This is a genomic window from Micromonospora sp. HUAS YX12 (assembly GCF_040215685.1).
Classification (GTDB): domain Bacteria; phylum Actinomycetota; class Actinomycetes; order Mycobacteriales; family Micromonosporaceae; genus Micromonospora; species Micromonospora tulbaghiae.
The window spans coordinates 4,780,106-4,802,218 of sequence record NZ_CP157974.1 but is presented as its reverse complement, the minus strand read 5'-3'; the positions used below and the strand labels follow the sequence as shown (position 1 = coordinate 4,802,218).

The 22,113-nt window shown below is 73.4% G+C and carries 19 protein-coding genes and 1 riboswitch; of the genes, 15 read left to right on the top strand and 4 right to left on the bottom strand.

Translation table 11 applies throughout. The features are described from left to right. Positions 1 to 85 precede the first annotated feature (85 nt). The 4 genes from ABIH81_RS22855 to ABIH81_RS22840 all read left to right on the top strand — a co-directional run bounded on the left by ABIH81_RS22855 (position 86) and on the right by ABIH81_RS22840 (position 7,016). Positions 86 to 1,282, top strand: a complete 1,197-nt coding sequence (locus tag ABIH81_RS22855) for a hypothetical protein (protein ID WP_349876931.1) — start codon at positions 86 to 88, stop codon at positions 1,280 to 1,282. 139 nt (positions 1,283 to 1,421) lie between these two features. Further along, positions 1,422 to 2,081: a hypothetical protein gene (locus ABIH81_RS22850; protein WP_349876930.1), complete on the top strand. Its 660-nt coding sequence runs from the start codon at positions 1,422 to 1,424 to the stop codon at positions 2,079 to 2,081. A gap of 146 nt (positions 2,082 to 2,227) precedes the next feature. Continuing rightward, complete coding sequence (locus tag ABIH81_RS22845; RefSeq protein WP_349876929.1) at positions 2,228 to 4,540, top strand: transglycosylase domain-containing protein; 2,313 nt, start codon at positions 2,228 to 2,230, stop codon at positions 4,538 to 4,540. A gap of 412 nt (positions 4,541 to 4,952) precedes the next feature. Continuing rightward, positions 4,953 to 7,016: a M4 family metallopeptidase gene (locus ABIH81_RS22840; protein WP_349876928.1), complete on the top strand. Its 2,064-nt coding sequence runs from the start codon at positions 4,953 to 4,955 to the stop codon at positions 7,014 to 7,016. A gap of 106 nt (positions 7,017 to 7,122) precedes the next feature. On the opposite strand, the gene ABIH81_RS22835 is transcribed toward ABIH81_RS22840, so the two are convergent. Both ABIH81_RS22835 and ABIH81_RS22830 read right to left on the bottom strand, forming a co-directional pair. Continuing rightward, positions 7,123 to 7,572, bottom strand: coding sequence for a YbaB/EbfC family nucleoid-associated protein (locus ABIH81_RS22835; protein WP_349876927.1), 450 nt, complete (start codon positions 7,570 to 7,572; stop codon positions 7,123 to 7,125). A gap of 183 nt (positions 7,573 to 7,755) precedes the next feature. Next, positions 7,756 to 8,406 (bottom strand): transglycosylase family protein, encoded by a 651-nt coding sequence (locus ABIH81_RS22830; RefSeq protein WP_349876926.1) that lies wholly within the window; start codon positions 8,404 to 8,406, stop codon positions 7,756 to 7,758. Continuing rightward, a riboswitch (cyclic di-AMP (ydaO/yuaA leader) is annotated at positions 8,405 to 8,550 on the bottom strand. It overlaps the preceding gene by 2 nt. Positions 8,551 to 8,721: 171 nt before the next feature. Between ABIH81_RS22830 and ABIH81_RS22825 the strand changes: the two genes are divergently transcribed. The 3 genes from ABIH81_RS22825 to ABIH81_RS22815 are packed head-to-tail and all read left to right on the top strand — an operon-like array spanning position 8,722 to position 11,540. Continuing rightward, positions 8,722 to 10,284: an LLM class flavin-dependent oxidoreductase gene (locus ABIH81_RS22825; RefSeq protein WP_349876925.1), complete on the top strand. Its 1,563-nt coding sequence runs from the start codon at positions 8,722 to 8,724 to the stop codon at positions 10,282 to 10,284. 47 nt (positions 10,285 to 10,331) lie between these two features. Continuing rightward, entirely contained in the window at positions 10,332 to 10,808 is a 477-nt protein-coding gene (locus tag ABIH81_RS22820; RefSeq protein WP_349876924.1) for a helix-turn-helix domain-containing protein, read from the top strand. Positions 10,809 to 10,841: 33 nt separating this feature from the next. Beyond that, a complete protein-coding gene (locus ABIH81_RS22815) occupies positions 10,842 to 11,540 on the top strand; it encodes an SDR family oxidoreductase (protein ID WP_349876923.1) in 699 nt (232 codons plus the stop codon). Positions 11,541 to 11,606: 66 nt separating this feature from the next. On the opposite strand, the gene htpG is transcribed toward ABIH81_RS22815, so the two are convergent. Next, complete coding sequence (gene htpG / locus ABIH81_RS22810) at positions 11,607 to 13,439, bottom strand: molecular chaperone HtpG (protein WP_349881179.1); 1,833 nt, start codon at positions 13,437 to 13,439, stop codon at positions 11,607 to 11,609. A 194-nt stretch (positions 13,440 to 13,633) separates the two neighbouring features. Between htpG and ABIH81_RS22805 the strand changes: the two genes are divergently transcribed. The 5 genes from ABIH81_RS22805 to ABIH81_RS22785 are packed head-to-tail and all read left to right on the top strand — an operon-like array spanning position 13,634 to position 16,912. Continuing rightward, the gene (locus tag ABIH81_RS22805; RefSeq protein WP_349876922.1) at positions 13,634 to 14,362 is read left to right on the top strand and encodes a GntR family transcriptional regulator; all 729 of its coding nucleotides are present in this window, start codon (positions 13,634 to 13,636) and stop codon (positions 14,360 to 14,362) included. Continuing rightward, a complete protein-coding gene (locus ABIH81_RS22800) occupies positions 14,359 to 15,186 on the top strand; it encodes a sterol desaturase family protein (RefSeq protein WP_349876921.1) in 828 nt (275 codons plus the stop codon). The genes ABIH81_RS22805 and ABIH81_RS22800 overlap by 4 nt, the downstream gene beginning before the upstream one ends. Continuing rightward, on the top strand, positions 15,183 to 15,857 hold the full coding sequence (locus ABIH81_RS22795) for a lysoplasmalogenase (RefSeq protein ID WP_349876920.1): 675 nt from the start codon (positions 15,183 to 15,185) through the stop codon (positions 15,855 to 15,857). Before ABIH81_RS22800 ends, ABIH81_RS22795 begins: the two co-directional genes overlap by 4 nt. Next, the gene (gene smpB, locus ABIH81_RS22790) at positions 15,830 to 16,321 is read left to right on the top strand and encodes an SsrA-binding protein SmpB (RefSeq protein ID WP_349876919.1); all 492 of its coding nucleotides are present in this window, start codon (positions 15,830 to 15,832) and stop codon (positions 16,319 to 16,321) included. The genes ABIH81_RS22795 and smpB overlap by 28 nt, the downstream gene beginning before the upstream one ends. Before the next feature lie 42 nt (positions 16,322 to 16,363). Next, positions 16,364 to 16,912, top strand: coding sequence for a DinB family protein (locus ABIH81_RS22785; RefSeq protein WP_349876918.1), 549 nt, complete (start codon positions 16,364 to 16,366; stop codon positions 16,910 to 16,912). A 4-nt stretch (positions 16,913 to 16,916) separates the two neighbouring features. Here ABIH81_RS22785 and ABIH81_RS22780 read toward each other — a convergent pair whose 3' ends face one another. Then, the gene (locus ABIH81_RS22780) at positions 16,917 to 19,157 is read right to left on the bottom strand and encodes an excinuclease ABC subunit UvrA (RefSeq protein ID WP_349876917.1); all 2,241 of its coding nucleotides are present in this window, start codon (positions 19,155 to 19,157) and stop codon (positions 16,917 to 16,919) included. Between the two features lie 61 nt (positions 19,158 to 19,218). Between ABIH81_RS22780 and ABIH81_RS22775 the strand changes: the two genes are divergently transcribed. The 3 genes from ABIH81_RS22775 to ABIH81_RS22765 are packed head-to-tail and all read left to right on the top strand — an operon-like array spanning position 19,219 to position 22,078. Beyond that, positions 19,219 to 20,178 (top strand): YafY family protein, encoded by a 960-nt coding sequence (locus tag ABIH81_RS22775; protein WP_349876916.1) that lies wholly within the window; start codon positions 19,219 to 19,221, stop codon positions 20,176 to 20,178. 47 nt (positions 20,179 to 20,225) lie between these two features. Then, positions 20,226 to 20,801: a helix-turn-helix domain-containing protein gene (locus ABIH81_RS22770; RefSeq protein WP_349876915.1), complete on the top strand. Its 576-nt coding sequence runs from the start codon at positions 20,226 to 20,228 to the stop codon at positions 20,799 to 20,801. Further along, complete coding sequence (locus tag ABIH81_RS22765; protein ID WP_349876914.1) at positions 20,798 to 22,078, top strand: MFS transporter; 1,281 nt, start codon at positions 20,798 to 20,800, stop codon at positions 22,076 to 22,078. Before ABIH81_RS22770 ends, ABIH81_RS22765 begins: the two co-directional genes overlap by 4 nt. Positions 22,079 to 22,113: the final 35 nt, after the last annotated feature.

Genomic DNA, 22,113 nt, shown 5'->3' with positions numbered 1-22,113 from the left:
AGCGGCGTACTGTGCCCGGGCCGCCACGTTGGGTACAGTGCGGGCGTCGATCCGTGCCGCCGGGCGCGGATCCGAAGGGTGCGAGATGGCGGTACGGACCGGGTGGACGGCGCGCTGCACGCTGCGCCTCGGCCTGCTGCTCGGTGCCGTGGCCGTCGTCTGGGGCGCCCACGAGGTCGCATCCGGCTCGGCCGCCCACGCCGCCGACCGGGAGCCGTCCGGTCCGCTGACCGCCACCGTCGGGGTGCTCACCGACACGCTCGGGACGGTGCTCGGCCTGCCCACGTCCGGGACCGACGACGGCGGCGCGGCTCCCGCCGGGTCCGGCGGCGCCGCGGCGGAGCCGGCGACGCCCGCCGCGCCCGCGCCTGCTCCCGACTCCGCCGCGCCCGCGGCGCCGCCGGGCGCCACCTCCCCGGCACCGGCCCCGGTCGAACCGACAGCGCCGGGCAAGGCCGAACCGGCCGCGCCGGACAAGGCCGAACCGACAGCGCCGGAGGCGGTCCCGGCCGCACCCGCCAAGGTGGCGCCGGGCCGCCCGCACACCCCGACGCCGGTCACCGGCCGGGTGGTCGAGACGGTGGTGGCGCCGGTCCGGGACCACGTGCTCACGCCCGTCACCGACGGCCTGCGCCCGGTCACCGACCCGGTGAAGGCAGGCGTGCTCGACCCGGTGGCGGACCTGCTGTCCCCGGTCGTGGAGCCGTTGCGCCCGATCCTCGGCCCGGTCTGGCGGGGCCTGGAACCGGTGCTCGACCCGCTGGACCCGGTACTCGACCCGCTCAGCCCGGTGACCGATCTGCTCGACCCGCCGACCGCGCCGGAACCCGGCCCGCCGCCGGCACCGGGCGAACCCGTGCCCGGGCCGGCGGACCCGGGCGCCCCGGCCGACCCGGCCCGTCCGGCCGATCCGGCCGCGACGCCGGCACCGTCTGCCGGGCATGCGCACGACGCCCCGCCCCGCTCCGCCGGGCCGGTCCTCGCCGCCCCGGCGGCGCGCAGCCTCACCGTCGTCGGCACGCGGTGGGCCGACCCCGCACGCAGCCGGGCGCCGGCGGCGGTCGGTCCGGCGGCGCACGTCACGACCACGCCCGCCCTGCCGCTGCCGCTGCCGCTGCCGCTCGACGGCGTGACCCACGGCGGCGGCCCCGCGCACAGCGAGCCGGCCGACGCGGACGCGAACCGCTGGCGGCTGCCGGCGCTGACCCACCGGTACGCGCGGCCGGCGGCCGAGCCGCTGCCGCCGTCCCGGACGTCGCGCCCCGGCACCAGACCTGCCTGAGCGCACTCCACAGGCACCACCTCCGATCCGGAGCACGGGCGTGTCCCGCCCGACTGCCGCATGCCGCGGCGGCGCCGGTCGACTGTCGTCCGGCGCCCGCAACCGACCCGATCACGCCTGGAAAAACAGGAGTTCGTTCATGAGCACAGCCCTGCCCGTCGTCCGCGCCCGATGGTGCGACATCGGCCGGATCGCCGATCTCGTCGCCGAGGCCCTCGCGCCCACCGCGCTGGCCGCCTGGCTCGTCCCCGACACGTCCCGCCGCCTGCCGGTCCTCGCCGCCGTGACGCGGATCTGGACCGAACACGCGTTGCTGTTCGGCGACGCGTTCCTGCTGCCCGACGGCAGCGCCGCCACCGTGTGGTTCCACCGCTACCGCCCGATCCCCGTCCCCCACCGGTACGCCGACCGTCTCGCCGGCGCCGCCGGGCCGGACGAGGACCGGTTCCGCCGCCTCGGTGCGGAGCTGGCGGCACGCCGCCCGGCCGAGCCGCACAACCATCTGGCGCTGCTGGCCGCGCCCCGGGGCGGCGCGGCGCAGGCGCTGTCCGCGGCGCAGCGCCGGATGGACACGTTGAGCCTGCCCACGTACGCGCACCCGTGCGCGGGTGAGCAGGAGGAGCTGCTGCGGCGGCTCGGCTACGCCGAACGGGAGACGTTCGCCGCCCCGGACGGCACGCCGGTGCGGTCGTTGTGGCGGCCGGCGCCGTTCCACGCGGGCGGCAACGACAGGTGGCGGACCCGCCGGGCCGGCCGCCGGGAACGCGGCGACCGGGCCGCCGGGTCGGCGGCGCGGTGACCGGGTGAGCCCCGGGCCGGGGCGGCAGCCGTCCGCCCCGGCCCGGACCCGCGCCACACCGTGCGGGTTCTTCGGCCGGTGCCGTCGGCGCAGCTCGGTTAGCCTGCGAGCCGGGCACGACTCAGCCGAGCAGTCGGAGGTAACGCGTGCGGAACAGCGGATCCACCCCGGAACCGGGCGGCGCGGCCCAGGTGCGCCCCAGGCGCAAGCGGCGGCGTCTGCTGGTCGTCCTGGCGGTCTGCACGCTGCTGGCCGGCTGCGGGCTGGTCGCCGGCGGCTACTACTTCGACAGTGTGCCGACGCCCAGCGACCTGAAGCTGCCCGAGTCCACCACCGTCTACTACGCCGACGGGCGCACGCCGATGGCGAAGCTGGGCGCGCAGAACCGCACGATCGTGCCGTACGACCAGATGAACGACTCGGCGAAGCAGGCGATCGTGGCGGCCGAGGACCGTACGTTCTGGACCAACCAGGGCATCGACTTCAAGGGTGTGCTGCGGGCGGCCTGGGCCAACGTGAGCGGCGGGCAGCGGCAGGGCGCGTCCACCCTCACCCAGCAGTACGCGCGCATCGCCGCGGATCTGCGCGGGGTCACCTACTCCCGCAAGCTGCGCGAGGCGGTGATCGCGTGGAAGCTCGACGACGCGTACTCCAAGGAGGAGATCCTCGGTTTCTACCTGAACACCGTGCCGTTCGGGCGGGGCGCGTACGGCATCGAGGCGGCCGCGCAGACGTACTTCGGCAAGACGGTACGCCGGGACGCGCCGGCCGCGCGGCAGCTCACGCCGGCCGAGGCGATGGTGCTCTGCGCGATGGTGAAGCAGCCGGAGGCGGACCCGGCCGACCCGGAGGGCTCGCCCGGCTACGACCCGCGCCGCAACGCGCTGGCCCGGCAGAACTCGATCGACAGGTGGAACTACATCCGCGACGGCATGGTCAAGCTCGGCCACCTGACGCCGCAGCAGGCGGCGGATCTCGCGTACCCGGACACGGTCCGGCCGATCGACAAGGACGCGGGCCGGTCCGACCTGGACCGGCCGACCGGCCTGGTGGTCAACCACGTGCTCGCCGAGCTGCGCGAGACCGAGCCGTTCCGCGGCAAGCCCGACGAGGTGATCCGCGACGGCGGCTACCGGATCGTCACCACCATCGACAAGCGCGTGCAGGACGCGGCCGAGGCGGCGGCGGACATCCGCCGCGACACCGCGCCGCAGGCGGTACGCGGCCAGCCACCCAACTGGCAGGCCGCGCTGGTGGCGGTGGAACCGGGCACCGGCCGGGTGCTCGGCTACTACGGCGGCGACAAGGGCTCGGGCGCGGACTACGCCGGCTGGTACTACGACGAGAACGGCGAGACCCGCGGCTTCGGCCAGCATCCGCCGGGGTCGTCGTTCAAGGTGTACGACCTGGCCGCCGCCGTCCGCGACGGGATCTCGGTGAAGCAGCGGTTCGACTCGCCGGACACCAAGGAGTTCCCCGCCTCGGGGCGCACCAAGGGGAGCGCGGCCGGGCCGATCCGCAACGCCGAACGCGCGCCCTGCCAGCCGGACTGCGCGCTCTGGGAGGCCACCGTCGCCTCGCTGAACGTGACCTACTTCGAGCTGACCGAGAAGCTGGGCACCGACAAGGTGATCGAGATGGCCCGGCAGGCGGGCGTGGAGTCGATGTGGGAGACGGTCCGGGGAAATCCCCGGCCGCAGCGCGTCGACCTGCGCAGCGACCCGGCCGACGAGGTGGCGAAGCGGTTCTCCACCGAGGTCGGGATCGGGCAGTACGGCATCACCGTGCAGGACCACGCGAACGGCATGGCGACGTTCGCGGCCGGCGGCAAGCGTGCCGACGCGCACTTCGTCCGGTCGGTGACCAAGGACGACGAGGAGGTGTGGACCGAGCAGTTGCGTACGACGGACCTGGGACTGGACCGGGAGGCGATCGACCAGCTCGACTGGACGCTGCGCCGGGTGCGGGCCGCCGAGCTGGGCAACGGCTGGGACTCCGCCGGCAAGACCGGCACATGGCAGGCCGGGCAGAGCACCACGCAGAACGTGCACACCTGGATGGTCGGCTGGACCGGCGCGCTCGCCTCGGCCGTGTGGCTGGGCACCACCGACGGCAAGCCGCTGCGGACCAGGGGCGGCAGCTACGAGGTGTACGGCTCGACCGGCGCCGCGCCGATCTGGCGGCAGTTCATGACCCGGGCCACCGCGGCGATGAAGCTCGACCCGGGCAAGTACCGCTTCGGCGAGCCGGAGTTCCCCGGCGAGACCCCGGAGCCGACCCGGTCGGCGCCGCCGCCGACGACCGCCGCGCCGACACCGTCGGAGTCGCCGAGTCCGAGCCCTTCCTCGTCGTCCCGCAGCCCGGACCCCACCGGCCGGCCGACTTCCCGGCCGACGCTGACGCCGTCGCTGCCACCGCTGCCCACCGTGTCGCCGACACGTACCCGCGGCCCGCGCTGACCCGGCCGGGCGGCGGCTCGACCGCCGCCCGGCCGCGTGCACGGCGGCCTCGCGTCTATGCGCGCCATTCGCACACAGCGGCAACGTCCGCAATTTGCACGGCCGTTCATCCACCGCCGACGATGTTCGCCCTGATCAGCGCCTATTGAAGATCATGGTTGCCTGGACCGACGCGCGCGGCGACACGCCCGACTGCCAGTCGTTGCCCAGGTCACCCATTGCTCCGGGCTCGGGCGGCGTGTGATCGTGCACCAGCGAGCCGCCGACCCCCGGCGACTCGCGACGGTCGATCTGTCGACCCGGAGCCACGCCGGCAGCTCCGGTGACCGGCCGTCACCCTGCCTCGCACCACCGCGCCGCCCGTCCCCACCGGGCTCCGTGCGGCGCGCCTGTAGAACAGGAGCAAACCCCCGTGAAACTCTCACCTCGCCTCGCCGCGCTCACCGGCGCGGCCGCGGCCGGCCTGCTCGCCGCAGGAACCGCCGCCGCCGTGCAGGCCGCGCCACCCGGACCCGCCGCCCCGAACCCGGCGCAGGCCCGCGCGACCGCCGCCGACTCGGCCCGCGCCCTGGTCGCGAACCGCCCCGCCTACCTGCAGGCCGGCTCCGACGACGCGTTCGTCCAGAAGCCGGTCATCTCCTCCGAGGGCACCCAGTACGTGCCCTACGAGCGCACCTACAAGGGCCTCCCGGTGGTCGGCGGCGACTTCGTGCTCGCCACGGACTCGGCCGGCAACCTGAAGTACGCCTCGGTCGCCCAGCAGCGGCCCATCGGCGCCCTCGCCACCACGCCCGCGCTGACCCGGGCCGCCGCCGCGAAGACGGCGCGCGCCCAGCTCAAGACCGTGAACGAGGTCGAGAGCACCACGCTCGTGGTCTACACGCTCGGCGCCGCACCGGCGCTGGCCTGGGAGACCACGGTACGCGGCACCGGCGCGGACGGCCCGAGCCGGCTCACCGTCGACGTCGACGCCCGCACCGGCGCGGTCCTGCGCAAGCAGGAGCACGTGGTGCGCGGCACCGGCACCGGCGCGTGGAACGGGCCCGGCCCGCTCACGCTCAACACCACCCAGTCGGGCTCCACGTACACCATGAAGGACCCGACCGTCACCAACCTGAGCTGCCAGGACGCGGCCAACAACACCACGTTCAGCGGCTCCGACGACGTCTGGGGCAACGGCACCGCCACCAACAAGGAGACCGGCTGCGTGGACGCGTTGTTCTCCGCGCAGACCGAGCACAAGATGCTCTCCCAGTGGCTGGGCCGCAACGGCGCCAACGGCAACGGCGGCTACTGGCCGATCCGGGTGGGCCTCAACGACCAGAACGCCTACTACGACGGCACCCAGGTGCAGATCGGCAAGAACACCGCCGGCCAGTGGATCGGCTCGCTGGACGTGGTGGCGCACGAGATCGGCCACGGCATCGACGACAACACCCCCGGCGGCATCTCCGGCGGCGGCACGCAGGAGTTCGTGGCGGACACGTTCGGCGCGGCCACCGAGTGGTTCGCCAACGAGCCGTCCAGCTACGACGCGCCGGACTTCCTGGTCGGCGAGAAGATCAACCTGGTCGGCTCCGGCCCGATCCGCAACATGTACAACCCGTCGGCGCTCGGCGACCCGAACTGCTACTCCAGCAGCATCCCGTCGACCGAGGTGCACGCCGCGGCCGGCCCCGGCAACCACTGGTTCTACCTGCTGGCCAACGGCAGCAGCCCGACCAACGGTCAGCCGTCCAGCTCGACCTGCAACGGCAGCAGCGTGACCGGCCTGGGCATCCAGAAGGCCATGAAGATCATGTACAACGCGATGCTGCTGAAGACCTCCTCCTCGTCGTACCTGAAGTACCGCACCTGGACACTCCAGGCGGCGAAGAACCTCTACCCGAGCAGCTGCGCCGAGTTCAACACGGTCAAAGCGGCCTGGGACGCCGTGAGCGTGCCGGCCCAGTCCGGTGACCCGACCTGCGCCGGCGGCACCCCGACGCCCACCCCGAGCACCACGACCACCCCGCCGCCGGGCGGCTGCTCCGGCAACAAGCTCGCCAACCCGGGCTTCGAGTCGGGCAACGTGAGCTGGACCGCCTCGTCCGGCGTGATCACCACCGACAGCGGCCAGGCCGCACACGGCGGCTCGTACAAGGCGTGGCTGGACGGGTACGGCTCGTCGCACACCGACACGCTCAGCCAGTCGGTGACGATCCCGGCCGGATGCCGGGCGACGTTGAGCTTCTGGCTGCACATCGACAGCGCGGAGTCGACCACCAGCACCGCGTACGACAAGCTCACCGTCAAGGCGGGCGGCACCACGCTGGCCACCTACTCCAACCTGAACAAGGCCACCGGCTACGTGCAGCGGTCCTTCGACGTCTCGTCGCTGGCCGGCACCACGGCGACCGTCTCGTTCAGCGGCGTGGAGGACAGCTCGTTGCAGACGTCCTTCGTCGTCGACGACACCGCGGTCACCCTGAGCTGACCGTGCGCGGCCGGTCGTCCTCCTCCCGGCGGCCGGCCGCCTCGTCCTGTCAGGCCGGCCCCGTCGTTTCGGGGCTGAGCGTCGCAGCGTCACGCCGGCCGCCGGGTCAGGCCGGGCGCCCGGCCCGGGACGGGGTGCCGCGGTCGCGGTGGATCCGCGCGGCCGCCTCGTGCATCGCGCGGCCGAACAGCTCGGCCTGGTCGCCCATGCTGCCGAGCCGGGCGGCGAGCGCGTCGGCGTCGGCCCGCGCCGATGCGCTGACCTGGGCGTCCAGCTCGGACAGCGCCGCGTTGGCGGCGGCGACGAGGTGTCCGCAGAGGACGTCGAAGGGCTCGCCGGCCAGCTCCGGGTCGATCGCCACGGAATCCAGCCGGCCACCCTGGACGGCGACCGCGCGGACCCGCCCGCCGGCGGCCGTGCCCTCGGCCCGGAGCAGGTCGCCCGGCTCGCCGTCGGCGTGCGCCGAGGCCCGGGAGCGCATCGCGGTGAGCGCCTGCTGCGTGCGGGTCAGCAGCTCGTCGAGGCTCGCGGCCGCCGAGAACGGGTCGTTGGTCATATCCGCGCTTTCTTCACGTCTTAGCCGAGCACCGTGACCCTAGCAACCGGCTCCGACGAATCCCGGTCACCGGCTCTCGCGGGCCGCGCCCCGGCGCCGGGAGCAGGCCGGACACCGGCGATACGGCGTGTCGCGCGCGAACGCCCGGCCGGACGGACCGGCCGGGCGTTCTCCGGACCGCTGTCAGCGCAGGCGCAGCCGCTGACCGGGGAAGATCAGGCCCGGGTCGTCGCCGACCACTGCGCGGTTGCGCTCGTGCAGGACACGCCAGCCGCCGTCGACACGCTGCGCCACGGCGATCTCCGACAGCGTGTCCCCGCGCCGGACCACGTACGTCCCGGCGCCGGGCGCGGGCCGCGGTTCGGCCTTCGTCGCGGGCCGCTCCGGCACGGCCCTGCGCGTGGTGGCCCGCTTCGGGGCCGTCTTCTTCGGAGCCGACTTCTTCGGGGCGGCCTTCTCGGACCTGGCCGACCCGGCGCTCGCCGAGCCGCCCTTCCTGCCGCAGACCGGCCACGCGCCGACGCCCTGCCCGCGCAGTACCTTCTCCGCGACGGCGATCTGCTCGGACCGGCTGGCCAGGTCGGCGCGGGCGGCGTACCTCTGCCCGCCGTAGCCGTTCCAGGTGGCGCGGGAGAACTGGAGCCCGCCGTAGTAGCCGTTACCGGTGTTGATCTTCCAGTTGCCGCCTGATTCGCAGCGCGCGACCGCGTCCCAGTTGACGCCCGCGCTGGCCGGAGCGGCCGGACCGAACAGGGCCGCGGCGCCGACGGCGGCGCCGGCCACCACCGCTGCGAGAGCGGTACGGCGGCTTCGGGCTGAGTATTCAGTTGCCATGTGGATTCCTCCACGCCGACGAGGTGAGCTGTCGGGTTCGGGCCGAGGAGCCCGGCCGCCGGTGGCGGCTTCACCCCGAGGTGACGGTGCACCGTGGAACGTGTGGTTCCCCCGCTCCCGCGCGAGGTTCGGTTACCGGTGCCGGCGGCGGGATTTGGCGTTTCCGGCCCGCGGTGTCCGCGTCTGCGAACGAAACCGACGCTAGGGACGTTTTGCGACGATCGTCCACTTCTTGTGACGCTCTTCACCCGGCCGGGCTACCGGCGGCGGCGCTACGGTGGCAGGGCCAGGCAAGATCACGGGAGGGCGGGACGGATGACCGATCACGGACACGAGCTGACCTTCGGCGGCTTCCTCACGCCCGCCGCCGGGCAGCCCGACCAGGTGGTGGCGCTCGCCCGGCTCTGCGAGCAGGTCGGGCTGGACCTGGTCACGTTCCAGGACCACCCGTACCAGCCGGGCTTCCTGGACACCTGGACGCTGATGTCCTACGTGGGCGCCGCCACCGAGCGCATCCGCCTGGCCGGCAACGTGCTCAACCTGCCGCTGCGCCAGCCGGTGGTGCTGGCCCGCAGCATCGCCAGCCTGGACCTGCTCACCGGCGGCCGGGTCGAGCTGGGACTCGGCGCGGGCGCGTTCTGGGACGCGATCGAGGCGGCCGGCGGGCGACGCCTGTCCCCCGGCGCCGCCGTCGAGGCCCTGGACGAGGCGATCCGGGTGATCCGCGAGGTCTGGGACACCGACCGGCGCGGCATGATCCGGGTCGACGGCGAGCACTACCGCGTGGTGGGCGCCAAGCGCGGTCCGGCGCCGGCGCACCCGGTGGGCATCTGGGTCGGCGCGTACAAGCCGCGCATGCTGCGCCTGGTGGGCCGCGCCGCGGACGGCTGGCTGCCGTCCCTGTCGTACCTGCCGAAGGGCCCCGGCGAGCTGCCCGCCCTGAACGCGCTCGTGGACGAGGGCGCTCGGGCTGCAGGGCGCGACCCGGCCGCGATCCGCCGCATGCTCAACGTGACCGGCACGTTCGCCCGCTCGTCGGCCGGCTTCCTGGCCGGGCCGCCGGAGCAGTGGGTGGAGGAACTGGCCGGGCTCACGCTGGAGCACGGCATCACCACGTTCATCCTCGGCAGCGACGAGCCGCGCGCGATCCAGATCTTCGGTCAGGAGGTCGCGCCCGCCGTACGCGAGATGGTCGCCGCCGAACGCGCCGCGCCCGTCGGCGGCGCCCGCGCGGCCGACGACGAGCAGACCGCCGCCGGCGGCCCGAGCACGCTCGGCGTCACCCCCACCCCCGACCCGGGGGTACGCCTGAGCGCGCGCCGCCCCTGGGACGAGTCCACCCGCCCGAGCGCCCCGCCGCCACCGGCCGGACAGGTCTACCCGGCCCGGGGACAGGCCGCCGGGCAGCACCTGGTGGACGTGCACGACCACCTGCGCCAGGAGCTGGCCCAGGTGCGCGACCTGCTGGAGCAGGTCAAGCGGGGCTCGGTCACGCCGGGCCGGGCGCGGGCCGCGCTCAACGAGATGACCATGCGGCAGAACAACTGGACGCTCGGTGCGTACTGCGCGGCCTACTGCACGATGGTCACCCAGCACCACGGGCTGGAGGACGCCTCGATCTTCCCGCACCTGCGCCGCTCCGAAGCCGGGCTGGCGGCCGTGCTGGACCGCCTCGAGGAGGAGCACGTGGTGATCCACGGGGTGGTGGAGAGCGTCGACCGGGCGCTCGTGGAGCTGGTCCGCCGGCCCGGCGACTTCACCGGACTCCAGGAGGCGGTGGACCTGCTCACCGACACGCTGCTGTCGCACCTGTCGTACGAGGAGCACCAGATCGTCGAGCCGCTGGCCCGGCACGGCTTCTTCCCCGGCCAGCTGTGAGGTAGCTGACTTTTGTTTCCCTAAGTCAGGGCGGTACCGTCGACGCCATGACGGACCTCCTTGCGCAGCGTGACTCCTGGTCCACCGCCAACTGCTCGATCGCCCGGGCGCTCGAGGTGGTCGGCAACCGCACCACGCTGCTCCTGCTGCGGGAGGCGTCGTTCGGCACCCGCCGCTTCGACGACTTCGCCCGGCGGGTCGGCGTCAGCGAGCCGGTGGCCGCCGCACGCCTCAAGCAGCTCGTCGCCGACGGGCTGCTCGACCGGCGTCCCTACCGCGAGCCCGGGCAGCGCACCCGCGACGAGTACGTGCTCACGGCCAAGGGAAACGACCTGATCCCGGTGCTGGTCGCGCTGCGGCAGTGGGGCGACACGTACGCCGCCGACGAGGCCGGCCCGGCGGTCCGCGTGGCCCACGACGAGTGCGGCGCGGCCGTGCACGCCCGGCTGCGCTGCGACGCCGGGCACGACGTACCGCCCGGCGAGCTGGCCGTCCTGCCCGGTCCGGGCCTGCTGTCCGCCTGACCTCCCTTCCCCACCACACCTCGGAGCGAGACCATGAAGATCGCTGGAAGCACCGCCCTGGTCACCGGCGCCAACCGCGGCTTCGGCCGGCACCTGGCCGCCGAACTCGTCGCGCGCGGCGCCACCGTCTGGGCCGGCGCCCGCAACCCGGACACCGTGGACCTGCCCGGCGTCACCCCGGTACGCCTGGACATCACCGACCCCGCGTCGGTGGCCGCCGCCGCTCAGCGGGCCGGGGACGTGACGCTGCTGGTCAACAACGCCGGCGTGAGCACCGGCACCGACCTGCTCGACGGCGACCTCGCGCAGATCCGGCTGGAGCTGGAGACGCACTACCTCGGCACGCTCTCGGTGGTACGGGCGTTCGCGCCCCGGATCGCGGCCAACGGCGGCGGCACGATCCTGAACGTGCTGTCGGCGCTGTCCTGGTTCACGTTTCCCGGCGTCGGCGCGTACGGCGCGGCGAAGGCCGCCGAGTGGTCGATGACGAACGCCCTGCGCGTGGAGCTGGCCGGCCGGGGCGTCCGCGTCGCGGGCCTGCACGTGGGCTACATGGACACCGAGATGGCCGCCGCCGTCCCCGGCCCGAAGGCCCACCCGGCCGACGTCGCCCGGCTCGCCGCGGACGGGATCGAGTCCGACAGCTACGAGATCCTCGCCGACGACGTCGCCCGCCGGGTCCAGGCCGGGCTGTCCGGCGGAGTAGCCGCGCTCTACCCCGCGCTCCCCTGAGCGTCCGCCGGCAAGGAAGGGCCCCTTCTTATCGCGTAGGCGATAAGAAGGGGCCCTTCCTTGCACCTACAGGCCGCGGGCGAGGCGGTCGGCGAGGATCCGGGTGAACCGGGCCGGGTCGGCCAGCTCGCCGCCCTCGGCCAGCAACGCCATGCCGTACAGCAGCTCGGCGGTCTCGGTCAGCGCGGCCGTGTCGCCGCCCTCCCCGTGCGCCTTGCGCAGCCCGGTGACCAGCGGGTGGGCCGGGTTCAGCTCCAGGATCCGCTTGACCCGCGGCACCTCCTGGCCCATGGCCCGGTACATCTTCTCCAGCGTCGGCGTCATGTCGTGCGCGTCGCCCACCACGCAGGCCGGTGAGGTGGTCAGCCGGGTGGACAGGCGCACCTCCTTGACGCTGTCGGCGAGCGCGCCGCCGAGGAACGTGAGCAGGTCGGCGTACTCCTGGCGCTCCGCCTCGGCCTTCTCCTTCTCCTCCTCGGTCTCCAGGTCCACCTGTCCCTTGGCGACCGAGCGCAGCGTCTTGCCGTCGTACGCGCCGACGCGCTCGACCCACACCTCGTCCACCGGGTCGGTGAGGATCAGCACCTCGTAGCCCTTGGCGCGGAACGCCTCCAGGTGCGGCGAGTTCTCGATGGTGGCCCGGTTCTCGCCGGTGGCGTAGTAGATCTCGGTCTGGCCGTCGCGCATGCGCTCCACGTACTCGCGCAGCGTGGTGGGCTCGGCCGGATCGTGGGTGCTGGCGGCCCGGACCAGCTCCAGCAGTGTCTCGGTGTTGTCCGGGTCCTCCAGCAGACCCTCCTTCACCACCGCGCCGAACTCGGTCCAGAACGTGCGGTACGACTCGGCGGACATGTCCTTGAGCGTGGCGAGCACCTTCTTGACCAGCCGGCGGCGGACCGCGCGGATCTGCCGGTCCTGCTGGAGGATCTCCCGGGAGATGTTCAGCGACAGGTCGTGCGCGTCCACCACGCCCTTGACGAAGCGCAGGTAGTTGGGCATCAGCGCGTCGCAGTCGTCCATGATGAACACGCGCTTGACGTAGAGCTGCACACCGCGGCGGCCCTGCGGGGAGAACAGGTCCAGCGGGGCGTGTGAGGGCAGGAACAGCAGCGCCTCGTACTCGAAGGTGCCCTCGCCGCGCATGTGGACGGTCTCGAGCGGGTCGGCCCAGTCGTGTGCGACGTGCCGGTAGAACTCCTTGTACTCGGCCTCGTCGACCTCGTCCCGCGAGCGCGCCCAGAGCGCCTTCATCGAGTTGAGCGTCTGCTCCTCGCGGGTGGTGGCGCCGTCCTCACCGGGCTTGTCGACGGTCATCCGGATCGGCCACGAGATGAAGTCGGAGTAGCGCTTGACGATCTCGCGGATCGTCCACTCGGCGGTGTAGTCGTGCAGGTTGTCCTCGGTGTCGACCGGCTTGAGGTGCAGCGTGACCGAGGTGCCCTGGGGCGCGTCCTCGACCTCCTCGATCGAGTACGTGCCCTCGCCCGCGGACTCCCAGCGGGTGCCGCCGGACTGCCCGGCGCGGCGGGTCAGCAGCGTCACCTTGTCGGCGACCATGAACGTGGCGTAGAAACCGACGCCGAACTGGCCGATCAGCTCCTGCGAGGCGGCGGCGTCGGACGACTCCCGCAGCTTGCGCAGCAGTTCGGCGGTGCCGGACTTGGCGATCGTGCCGATCAGGCCGACCACCTCGTCGCGGGTCATGCCGATGCCGTTGTCCCGCACGGTGAGCGTACGGGCGTCCTTGTCGACCTCGATCTCGACGTGCAGGTCGGAGGTGTCGGCCGGCAGTTCCTTGTCGACGAGCGACTCCAGCCGCAGCTTGTCCAGCGCGTCGGACGCGTTCGAGATCAGTTCGCGCAGGAAGACGTCCTTGTTCGAGTAGATCGAGTGCACCATCAGCTGCAACAGCTGACGGGCCTCGGCCTGGAACTCCAACGTCTCGACCCGGTCGCTCACACCGACTCCCTTCCCTCTGGCGGGCCTACGGCGGAAAGGATACGAGGGGTGACCACTGCGGCACGCACCGGCCGCCCGAATTCACTGGTACAACCAGTTGACGGGTTGATGTGTTCGGGGCCACACTGCTGCGCATGACCTTCGATCCCGCGCCTCGCGTCTCGGTCTCCGACCACGTCTTCGGCCGGCTCCGTGACGCGATCGTGTCCGGTCGCTACGCGCCGGGCGAGACGCTGCCCGGCGAGCGGGAGCTGGCCGGGGCGTTCGCCGTCAACCGGCACGCGGTCCGGGAGGCGCTGCGCCGCCTGCAACAGCTCGGCCTGGTCCGGGTCAGCCAGGGCGGCGCGACCCGGGTGCTGGACTGGCGGGTCCACGCCGGGCTGGACCTGGCGCTGTCCCTGGCCCGCTCCGGTGACGTACTCCCGGTCGAGACGCTGGTGCGCGACATGCTGGAGATGCGGGCCTGCGTCGGGATCGACGCGGCCCGGCTCTGCGCCGAACGCGCGGACGCCGAGGTCGTCTCCGCTTTGGTCCGGGCCGCCGAGGAGTACGGCGACCTGGCCCCCGACCTGGACCTGATGAACGAGGCGAACATCGCCATCTGGCGGCTGATCGTGCGCGGCAGCGGCAACACCGCCTACCAGCTCGCGTTCAACAGCCTGGTGGCCGGCACGTTCGCGGTCGGCGACGTCCCCCCTGATGCCCGCGCGGCCGAACTGCTCGACGTGGCCGGCCACCGCCGGCTCGCCGCGTCGATCGCCTCCGGTCAGGGCGCGGCGGCCGCCCGGCACGCCCTGGCGCTGCTGACCGCGCCCGTCACCACCCCCACCACCCCCACCACCGGAAGGGAAGCGCGCGCATGATCCCCGCCGTGCTGTACGCCGTACCGGCGTTCCTGCTCCTGATCGTCATCGAGGCGGTCTCCTACCGCTTCCTGCCCGACGACGACGAACGCGGCTACGAGCTGCGGGACACCACCACCAGCCTGTCGATGGGGCTGGGCAGCCAGATCATCGGCTTCCCGTGGAAGCTGCTCACCGTCGGCCTGTTCGCGGCGCTGTGGACGGTCGCCCCGGTGCACCTGTCCCCCGGCGACTGGTGGACCTGGGTGATCCTGTTCTTCGCCGACGACCTGGCCTACTACTGGTTCCACCGCTCGCACCACGAGGTACGCGTGCTCTGGGCCAGCCACGTCGTGCACCACAGCAGCGTCTACTACAACTTCTCGACCGCGTTGCGGCAGAGCTGGACGCCGATGACCTCGCTGCCGTTCTGGCTGGCGCTGGCCCTGCTCGGCATCCCGCCGTGGATGATCTTCCTCCAGCAGTCGGTCAGCCTGCTCTACCAGTTCTTCCTGCACACCGAGCGGATCAAGGTGCTGCCCCGGCCGATCGAGTGGATCTTCAACACGCCGTCGCACCACCGGGTGCACCACGGCTCGAACACCGAGTACCTGGACCGCAACTACGGCGGCATCCTGATCATCTGGGACCGGCTGTTCGGCACGTTCGAGCCGGAGCGGGCCACCGCGCGATACGGGCTCACCAAGAACATCGGCACCTACAACCCGCTGCGCGTGGCCACCCACGAGTTCGCCGCGATCTGGTCCGACGTACGCGGGGCCAGCTCCTGGCGGCACCGCCTCGGCTACCTGTTCGGCCGTCCCGGCTGGCAGCCGGCCCGATGAGGCGCTCCCGGCTGCTGCTGGTGTTCGGGCTGGTCGCCGCCGTCGAACTCGCCGGGGTCGCGCTGGACTCGACGCTGCTCCAGTGGCTGGCCAAGCCGCTGCTCGCGCCGGTGCTGCTGGCGTACCTCTGGGCGCACCGGCGCCGGGTGGACGCGGTGGCGGTCGGCCTGGTCGCCGCCACCGCGGGCGACATCGCCCTGCTCCTGCCGGGAGACACCGCGTTCCTGGCCGGCATGGGCTTCTTCCTGGTCACCCAGCTCGCGTTCGTCACCGCGTTCGCGCGGCACCGGCGCGCGCCGGCCGTGGCCTGGGCGGGCTATCTGCTCGCCTGGGCCGGCGCGAACGCGCTGCTGTGGGGCATGCTCGGGCCGCTGCGGCTGCCGGTGCTCGGCTACAGCCTGGCGCTGTGCCTGATGGCCGCCGCCGCGACCGGGGTGTCCGCGCGGGTCGCCGCGGGCGGGGCGTTCTTCCTCGTCTCCGACCTGCTCATCGGCGTGGGCGCGGCCGGTGTGGAGCTGCCCGGGAGGGGCCTGCTGGTGATGGTCACCTACTGTGCCGCGCTGCTGCTGATCACCACCGGCTGGGTGGCCGCGTCACGCCCGGCACCCGGCCCGCAGCCGCCGCCGGCGGGTACCCTGCTCACGTGGCCAGGGAGAACGGGCGCAAGCTGATCGCCTCGAACAAGAAGGCGCGGCACGACTACGACATCCTCAAGACGTACGAGGCGGGCATCGTGCTGGCCGGCACGGAGGTGAAGTCGCTGCGCGAGGGGCGGGTGTCGCTGGTCGACGCGTTCGCCCAGGAGCGCGACGCCGAGATCATGCTGTACGGCCTGCACATCGCCGAGTACGGCTTCGGCACCTGGACCAACCACGCGCCCCGGCGCACCCGCAAGCTGCTGCTGCACCGCGTGGAGATCGCCCGGATCGTGGAGAAGCTCCGCGACGGCGGCGTCACGCTGGTGCCGCTGTCGATGTACTTCGCCGACGGCTGGGCCAAGGTGGAGCTGGGCCTGGCCCGGGGCCGCCGGTCGTACGACAAGCGTCAGGCGCTCGCCGAGCGGGACGCCAAGCGGGAGATCGCCCGGGAGATGGGCCGCCGCCTCAAGGGCCGGACGGCGGCGCGGCGGGGCTGAGCGCACCGTTCTCTGTCCCAGGCCGGTGGCACGCTGGCCCACATGAGCGACCCGACCTGGAACCCGCTGCTCCGCGAGCAGCTCACCTGGCACTGGACCTACCAGTTGCGCGACCGCCTCGCCGGGCTCACCGACGCCGAATACCTCTGGGAGCCGGTCCCCGGCTGCTGGAGCCTGCGCCCGCGCGGCGACGGCGGCACTCCGGCGATCGACTTCGCGATGCCGCAACCGGACCCGCCGCCGTTCACCACCATCGCCTGGCGGCTCGCCCACGTCGTCGTCGGCGTGCTGGCCATGCGCAACGCGTCGCACTTCGGCCGCGCGCCCACCGACTACGGCTCGTTCCCCTACTCCCCGACCGCGGCCGGCGCGCTGGCCCAGCTCGACGAGGAGTACGCGGCCTGGACCGCCGGGGTCGAGGCGCTCGGCGAGGCCGGGCTGGCCCGGCCCTGCGGTCCGGCCGAGGGACCGTTCGCGGACGTTCCGATGGCCACGCTGGTGCTGCACATCAACCGGGAGGTGATCCACCACCTGGCCGAGGTGTGCCTGCTGCGCGACCTGTACCGGCACAACCTGCCCGGGGCAGGCTGAGGCGTCACGCTTGCGGATCGTCGCGCAGCGCCCGCGCGGTGGCGGTGCCGGCGATCCCGGCGACCGGGCCCTGGTAGAGGATCCGCCCGCCGTGCCGCCCCGGGCCGGGGCCGAGGTCGACGAGCCAGTCGGCCCGCCGGACGACGTCGAGGTGATGCTCGATGACGACCACCGTGTGCCCGCGCTCGACGAGCCCGTCGAGCACGTCCAGCAGCGTGTCGATGTCGCGCAGGTGCAGCCCGGTCGTCGGCTCGTCGAGCACGTAGAGCGTCGGGCCGGCGGCCTCACGCAGCTCTTTTGCGATCTTGACCCGCTGGCACTCGCCGCCGGAGAGCGTCGACAGCGGCTGGCCGAGCCGGAGATACCCGAGTCCCACCTCGGCGAGGTGGCCCAGCGCGGCGACGACCGCCGGCTCGTCGAGCCGGTCGACGGCCTCGGCGACGGTGAGGTCGTCGACATCCGCGATCGACAGTCCGTCGACCCGGCGACCCAGCACCTCCGCGGTGAACCGACGGCCCCGGCAGGTGGCGCAGACCGTCTCCTGTCCGTCCAGGAAGGCCAGGTCGGTGTAGACGATCCCGAGCCCTCCGCAGTCGGGGCAGCCGCCGGCGGAGTTGGGGCTGAAGAGGCCGGCCGGCAGGCCGGTGCGCCGGGCGAACAGCCGCCGGATCGCCGTCGCCACGCCGGTGTACGTGACCGGGGTGGACCGCCGGCTGGCGCCGACCGGTCGCTGGTCGACCACGACGCCGTCGTGCTGGGCGAGCAGCTCGGCGGCGAGGCTGGACTTGCCGGACCCGGCGACGCCGGTGAGAACGGTCAGCACGCCGGCCGGGATGTCCACGGTGACGTTCCGCAGGTTGTTGCGGGTGGCGCCGGCGACCCTGTGGTGGCTCCGGGGAGTGCGCGGTGAGACGACCACCCGGCGGCGCCGGGTCAGCGCGGCGGCGGTGGGCGTGGCGGCCCGGCGCAGCCCGGCGAACGTGCCCTGGAACACCAGCTCGCCGCCCCGCTCGCCGCCGGCCGGCCCGATCTCGACGATCCGGTCGGCGACCGCCATCACGGCTGGGTCGTGCTCGACGACGAGCACCGTGTTGCCCTTGTCCCGCAGTTGCTCCAGCAGCGTCGTCATCGCGGCCACGTCGACCGGGTGCAGTCCGACGGTCGGTTCGTCGAACACGTACAGCATCTCGATCAGGCTGCTACCCAGGTGTTTGACCGTCTTCACCCGCTGGGACTCGCCACCGGACAGCGTGGTGGTGGCGCGGCCGAGGCACAGGTAGCCGAGCCCGATGGTGACCATCGCGTCCAGCCGCGCCCGCAGCGCGGCCACGACCGGCGCCACCGCCGGCTCGGTCACCCCGGTCACCCACTCGGCCAGCTCGGCGATCTCCATCCGGGCCAGCTCACCGATGGTGCGCCCGCCCACGGTGACGCGCCGGCTCTCCGGCTTGAGCCGGTCGCCACAGCAGTCCGGGCACCCGTCGGATCGGGTGAACCGGGCGATCACCTCCCGTTTGCGGTCGGAGAGCTGGTCCGGGGTGTGCAGGTAGATCCGCTCGAATCGGTCGACAACGCCCTCGTAGTCCTTGGGCAGCCCGCCGCCGAGCCGGGCGGCTCGCTCGCCCCCGTACAGCAGCGCGTCCCGTTGCGGCGCGGTCCACTCCCGCAGCGGGGTGTCGGCGTCGAACTCGCCGATGTCGGCGTACCTGTCGTACCAGTACCCGCCGTCACCGAAGCCGGGCAGCAGGATGGCACCCTCCTTGAGCGAGCGATCCAGGTCGAGGAAGCGTTCGACGGCGCTGACCACGACCTCGCCGAGGCCGTGGCACGCCGGGCACATGCCTGCCGGGTCGTTGAAGGAGAAGTGGTTCGACTCCCCCACGTACGGCGTGCCGACGCGCGAGAACAGCAGCCGCAGGTAGGTCCACGCGTCGGTGGCGGTGCCGACTGTGGACCGGGCGTTGCCGCCCAGCCGGCGCTGGTCGATCACCACCACCGGGGAGAGGCCGTCGATCCAGTCGACCTCGGGCCGGCTCCACCGGGGCAGCCGGTTGCGGGTGAACGGCGGGAACGTCTCGTTGAGCTGGTGGCCGGCCTCGGCGGCGACGGTGTCGAACACCAGCGACGACTTGCCCGAGCCGGACACGCCGACGAACACGGTGATCCGGCCGCGCGGGACGTCGAGGTCGAGGGACTTGAGGTTGTGGGTCCGGGCGCCCCGAATCCGGATGGTGCGCTGTGCCATGACGGCACCGTACGGACAGATGTGGCCGGAAACTGACCTCGATTACCGCGAGAATCGGCGCATGGCCGACGTCACGCAACGTATGCTCGCTCTCCTGTCGACGCTCCAGACCGGCCGGGCGTTCACCGGGGCCGAGTTGGCCGCCCGGCTACACGTCAGCCCGCGCACACTACGTCGCGACGTCGAACGGCTGCGCGGATACGGCTACCCGGTGCACACGCAGCCCGGTCCCGGCGGTCACTACCGGCTCGCGGCCGGCCGTGCGATGCCGCCGTTACTGCTGGAGGACGACGAGGCGGTGGCCACGCTCGCCGGCCTGGCCGCGCTCGCGTCCACCGGCACCGCGGGCGAGGGCAGTCTCGACGACGCCGCGACCCGCGCGTTCGGCAAGGTCGACCAGTTCCTGCCGAAGCGGCTGCGATCCCGCGCGGCGGCCCTGCGCGCCGGCCTGGAGACCGGCGGGTATCCGGCGCCGAGCACCAGCGCCGAAACAGTCGGTGCGCTCGCCGACGCGATCCGGTGTCACGAGGTGGTGACGTTCCAGTACACCGGCGGGACCGGCGCGACGAGCCGGCGCCGGGCCGAGCCGTACCGCCAGGTCCACCAGCACCTGCGCTGGTACCTGCTCGCGCGGGACACCGATCGCGACGACTGGCGCGTGTTCCGCACGGACCGGATCGTCGACCTTCAGCTCACAGGTCAGGTCTTCACCCCCCGTCCCCTGCCTGCGGAGACCGCGCTGGACTACCTGCGCCAGAGCATGCGGCGGCAGCGACAGCAGGTAATACTGACCGTCGAGGCCCCGGCGGACGCCGTCGCCGACGCGCTGCGCCACCAGGACGCCGAGCTGACACCCCTGGCGCCCGGCCGCACCCGGGTGGTGCTGCTGCTCGACTCGTGGCAGTGGCTGCTGCTGCACCTCGCCTTCCTCGACGCCGACTTCACCCTCGAGCAGCCCGCGGACCTCCGGGCGGCCTGCCGGGAATTCGGCGCTCGTCTGCTGCGCGCGGGGCCCGCTTGAATACAAGGGTTCTTGTACATCACTTCTTGTGCGTCTAGTCTGTCGGCATGACGGACGAGACCGGCAACCGGCGCGTCAGCGATCCGCGAGCCATGCGGGCACTGGCCCACCCCACCCGGCTGCGGCTGCTCGGCGAGCTGCGCCTGCGCGGTCCGCAGACGGTCGGCATGCTGAGCGAGCGGACCGGCGAGGCGGTGGGCTCGGTCAGCTACCACGTCGGCAAGCTGGCCGAGCACGGCTTCGTGGCCGAGGCCCCCGACCTGGCCCGGGACCGCCGTGAGCGGTGGTGGCGGGCCGCGCACGCCACCACCGACTGGGATCCGCTCGAACTGCTCGACGACCCGGAGCGCCGGCTCGCCGGCAACCTGCTGCGCCAGGCCGCCATGCAGCGCTACGTGGACCGCTACCAGGCGTACCTGGACTCCGAGGCGAGCCTCGACCCGGCCTGGGTCCGCGGCACCACCAGCAGCGACATCGTGCTGCGCCTGACGCCGGAGGAACTGGTCGAGCTGCGCGAGGAGCTGTCCGCGCTGGGCCGGCGCTGGCAGGAGCGCGGCGCACCCGGCCGGCCCGGCGCGGAGATGGTCACGCTGATCTGGCAGGCGTACCGGGGGCCGCAGTGAACCGCGACCGCCGGCCCCTGGCCGGACTGCTGATCGGGCATGCCGTCTCGCTGACCGGCAACGTGCTCACGCTCATCGCGCTGCCGCTCTACGTGCTGGCCGAGACCGGCTCACCGGCGGCCACCGGGCTGGCCGGCGCGTTCGCCACCGCGCCGGTGGTGCTCGGCGGCGCGTTCGGCGGCGTGCTCGTCGACCGGATCGGCTACCGGCGGTCCAGCGTGCTCGCCGACGTGGTCTCCGGCGTGACCATCGCCGCCGTACCCCTGTTGCACGCCACCGTCGGCCTGCCGTTCCCGGCGCTGCTGGCCCTGGTCTTCGTCAGCGGGCTTCTGGACACACCCGGGCAGACCGCGCGCACGGCGTTGCTGCCGGAGGCCGCGGAGGCGGCCGGGGTGCCGATCGAGCGGGCGGTCGGCTGGGCGGAGGCGACCTCGCGCGGCGCCCGGATGATCGGCGCACCGGTGGCCGGTCTGCTGGTCGGCGTGTTCGGCGCGCTGCCGGTGCTCGCGGTGGACGCGGTGACGTTCGCGGTGTCGGCGCTCGTGGTGGCGCTGCTGGTGCCGCGCGGCCTGAGCCCGGCCGGCGAGGAGAGCGAGCCGGAGGCCGGGGGCTACTGGCGGCAGTTCGCCGCCGGGCTGCGCTTCCTGGTCCGCGAGCCGCTGCTGCGCGCCATGGTCCTGCTGGTGCTGGTGACCAACCTGTTCGACGCAGCCAAGAGCCAGGTGCTGCTGCCGGTGGTCGCCGATCGGGAACTCGGCGGCCCGGCGGCGTTCGGCCTGCTGGTGGGCGTCATGGGCGGTGGGGCGCTGGTCGGCTCGCTGGTGTTCAGCGCGATCGGGCACCGGCTGCCCCGCCGGGCCACGTTCGTCACCGCGTACGCGCTGTGCGGTGCGCCACCACTGTGGGCGCTCGCCGCCGCGCCGCCGCTGCCGGTGGTGGTCGCCGTGGTCGCGGCGGCCGGGCTGGCCGCGGGCGCGCTCAACCCGCTGATGGGCGCCGTCGAGCTGGAGCGGGTGCCGCCGGCCATGCGGGCCCGGGTGTACGGCGTGATCGGCGCGGGTGCGTGGGCGGCCATGCCGGCCGGCGCGGTCGGCGCCGGACTGGCCGCGGACCGGTTCGGCCCCACGTCCACGCTCGTCGTGATGGGCGCCTGCTACCTGCTGGTGGTGCTGACGCCGCTGCTGGGCGGCCCGTGGCGGGACATGCGCCGGCCCACCGTGGTGCGGCAGCGCGCGCCGGAGCCCACTTCGGAGCGCCAGCGGGAAACGCTCTCTTGACATCGACCGACTTCGTTCATACCTTCATCGAAGTC